Below are 3,885 nucleotides of genomic sequence, written 5' to 3'. Positions count from 1 at the left end.
CAAAGGGCCAATGCGCCCATCGTCCCCAGACGAAACGCCTGAGAGCGCACCGAAGGCGCGGGGCCGGCGCTTACCGCGTCGGCCCCTTCGCTTCCAGCGATGTTCATAGGTTCATGCTGGGTCAAACCGTTTACTCCTCGGTGAAGCCGATGGCGTCGAGGGCGTCGCCGCAACGCTGGCACACGTCGGCGTGGTTGGCGTTTCCGCCAAGCTCGCGATAGTTCCAGCAACGCGGGCACTTCTCGCCTTCAGCAGGCTTTACCTCGCACGCAAGCTCCTCGCCGGCAGCGAACGTCACGCCGGAGACGATGAACAGCTCCTCGAACACGGAGGCGTCGAAAGCGGAAAGCGCGTCAAGGGTTGCCTGCGGCGCGGTGACCGCAACGGTGGCCTCCTGGCTCTTGTTGATGACCTTGGCACCGCGGGCATCCTCAAGCGCCTTGGTGACGACGTCGCGCACCTCAAGGGCGCCGCCGAACGCGGCCAACACGTTATCCTCGGCCTGCTTGCCGGGAAGCGCGGGCACGAAGTCGCAGCGATGCGGCCAACCGGCCAGCTGCACGTTGCCCACGCGGCCCTCGCGGTTGCGCATGGCCTCGGGGTAGCACTCCCACACCTCATCGGCCGTGAACGACAGGATGGGCGAAAGCACGCGCACGAGCACTTCCAGGATGTTGAACAGCACCGTCTGCACGGCACGGCGGCGCGGGCTGTCGGGCGACTCGGAGTACAGGCGGTCCTTCGTGACGTCCATGTACACGCTGGACAGATCGTTGACGAAGTCGTACACCGCACGGTAGACGCCGTTGAACTTGAAGCTGTCGTAAGCCTGCTCGACGTCTGCGAGCAGCTGGGCGGTCTTGGCCATCATGTACTGATCGATGGGCTCAAGCTCGTCCCAGTTGGAAACCGCGTTCGCCTGGTCGTCGAAATCGGACAGGTTGCCCAGCAGGAAGCGGAACGTGTTGCGGAAACGACGGTATGCATCGGAAACCTGCTTCAGGATGTTGTCCGAGATGGACACATCCTGCGCATAGTCGGCGGATGCGACCCACAGGCGCAGCACATCGGCGCCCCACTTGCTGGTGACGTCCGCCGGATCCACGCCGTTGCCCAGGGACTTGGACATCTTGCGGCCCTGCTCGTCGACGGTGAAGCCGCACGACAGGATGTTCTTGTACGGTGCGCAGCCGTATGCGCCCACGCTGGTGAGCAGGCTGGACTGGAACCAACCGCGATGCTGGTCGGAGCCTTCCAGATACATATCGGCCGGGAACGTCAGGCCCTCGTCGGCGCGGTGCTTGAGCACGCTGGTGTGGGTGACGCCGGATTCCCACCACACGTCGAGGATGTCTTTCTCAGGGACAAGCTCGGTGCAGCCGCACTTCTCGCAGTGCGTGCCGTGGGGCAGGTACTCGCTAGGCTGCTTGGTAAACCACGCATCGGCGCCCTCTTCATAGAACAGCTTGATGACGGCGTCGAAGGTGGCCTCGTTGGCCACGGTTTCGCCGCACTTCGCGCACTTGAACACGGGGATGGGCACGCCCCAGCTGCGCTGACGCGAGATGCACCAGTCGGGACGGTCGGAGACCATGGAGCCGATGCGGTTGACGGCCCAGCCGGGATAGAACGTCACATCGCGCTCGATAGCGTCCATGGCCTTGCCGCGCAGGCCGTTCTCCTCCATGGAGACGAACCACTGGTCGGTGGCACGGAAGATGACGGGCTCATGGCAGCGCCAGCAATGAGGGTAGCTGTGGTTGATCTTGCGTGCGGCCACGAGCGTGCCCTGCTCGCGCAGCCAATCGATGATGACGGGGTTGGCGTCGTCGGTATCAAGGCCGGCGAACGGGCCTGCGTCCTCGGTGAGCACGCCGTTGTCGTCGACGGGCATGAGAATGGGGATATCGAACTGAAGGCCCACCAGGTAGTCGTCCTGGCCGTGGCCCGGAGCGGTGTGGACGCAGCCGGTACCGGAGTCGAGCGTGACGTGGTCGCCGTAGATAATCTTGCCCTTGAGGTCCTGACGGATGGGGCAGGTATAGGTAAGGCCGCACAGCTCGGTGCCCTTGAGCGTGACAGGTTCGCCGTCCTGGCCGCACACCAGGGAGTAGTCCTCCCAGCCGGCGATCTCGGCGACTTCCTCGACGAGCTCCTTGGCGAAGATGACGTTGCAGCCCTCGACCTGGACCATGACGTACTCGGCATCGGGCATCAGGCACACGGCGGCATTTGCCGGAAGGGTCCACGGCGTGGTGGTCCAAATGAGCACATACGCATCGCCGGTGGCGCCTGCCGCCTCGAAGATGCCGGGCATGGCGTCAAGCTTGAACTTCACGTACACGGACGGGGAAACCTCGTCGGAATATTCGATTTCGGCCTCAGCCAAGGCCGTGTGGCACTTCTTGCACCAGTGGATGGGCTTGCGGCCGCGATACACCTGGCCCTTGAGGTACATGTCGCGGAAGATCTCGACGTTGCCGGCCTCGAAGTTCGGGATATAGGTGAGGTACGGATGATCCCAGTCGGCGTTGACGCCAAGGCGCTTGAAACCGTCGCGCTGGATGCCGACGTACTTGGTTGCCCATTCGCGGCACAGACGGCGCAGCTCGGGCTGGGGCGTTTCCTTCATCTTATCGGGGCCCAAGGTGACCTCGACCATATGCTCGATAGGCTGGCCGTGGCAGTCCCAACCCGGCACGTACGGGGTGAAATAGCCGCGCTGGGCATGGCTTTTGTTCACGAAGTCCTTCAGCACCTTGTTGAAGGCGTGGCCGATGTGGATGGGGCCGTTGGCGTAAGGCGGGCCATCATGCAGGACGAAGGGCTTACCGTCCTTGTTCTTCTCGAGAACCTGTTCGTAGATGTGCTCCTGCTCCCACTTCTCAAGCCTTTTCGGCTCGGATGCCGGCAGGTTGCCTCGCATCGGGAAATCCGTCTGCGGGAGATTCATGGTGTTCTTGTACGTGTTCGCCACGAGATCGCGCCTTCCTTTGCCTAACTATGCCCAGACGGTGCATGCCGTCCTTGCTTATAAACCCGATTAGTATATAGGAAACCGGTGGCAACGAAACGCACGCAGGCCACATTCCGAAAAAGCACTCAGAGAAAACGCGGTACCGTTCGTTGCAGTAGCGCAGCGATATGATTTCGGAGGGTTATACTGATATGGTCGAACAGGACGAACGCATGGAGTTGCGCAGCAAGCCGCCCGCTACCTCCGGTCAGCGCGATATCGCGCCCCATGTATGCATAAGCTGCTAGGAAAGGCATGATCATGAACCGAAGCTTCGAGATAGTGACCGACTCTTGCTGCAACCTTACCGAGGAAACCATCGACCGCTACGAGCTGCACGTGCTGCCGCTCACGTTCATGGCCGATGGAGATGACACGGTATACCGCAGCTATCTCAAAGGCGAGAAGACCGATCTTTCGCAGTTTTACACCATGATGCGCGAGGGGAAGGTGTTCCGCACCTCGCTTCCCAACCTGGCCGATACCGAGAAGCTGTTCCGCAGCTTGCTCGATCAAGGCAGGGACATCCTGTACCTGGGCTTTTCCAGCGGCCTGTCGGGCACCTACGAGTCCACCGAGCTTTTAGCCAAGCAATTGCGCGAGGAATACCCGCAGCGAAAGCTGTTCACGGTCGACACGCTGGCGGCATCGGGCGGCCAGGGCCTTTTGGTGTGGCATGCATGCCAGCACGCCGAGCAGGGCGAGAGCATCGAGCAGGTGCGCGATTGGACCGAGGCGAACAAGCTGCACCTGGCGCATTGGTTCACCGTAGACGACCTCATGTTCCTGTGGCGCGGCGGCCGCGTCTCCAAGACAAGCGCATGGGCTGGAACGCTGCTCAACATCAAGCCGGTCATGCACGTTGACGA

Annotated in this window: 2 protein-coding genes; one reads left to right on the top strand and one right to left on the bottom strand. The window is 62.0% G+C overall.

Annotated elements, in window-relative coordinates:
* Positions 1-130 precede the first annotated feature (130 nt).
* Positions 131-2,977: an isoleucine--tRNA ligase gene (gene ileS, locus Q0H50_RS08760; RefSeq protein WP_294421516.1), complete on the bottom strand. Its 2,847-nt coding sequence runs from the start codon at positions 2,975-2,977 to the stop codon at positions 131-133.
* Between the two features lie 294 nt (positions 2,978-3,271).
* Here ileS and Q0H50_RS08755 point away from each other — a divergent pair.
* Positions 3,272-3,885: DegV family protein (locus Q0H50_RS08755; RefSeq protein ID WP_294421514.1), on the top strand; the 614-nt coding region annotated here is incomplete at its 3' end.

Source organism: uncultured Senegalimassilia sp., assembly GCF_934632265.1.
GTDB lineage: Bacteria > Actinomycetota > Coriobacteriia > Coriobacteriales > Eggerthellaceae > Senegalimassilia.
This window is presented reverse-complemented; position numbering and strand designations above follow the sequence as displayed.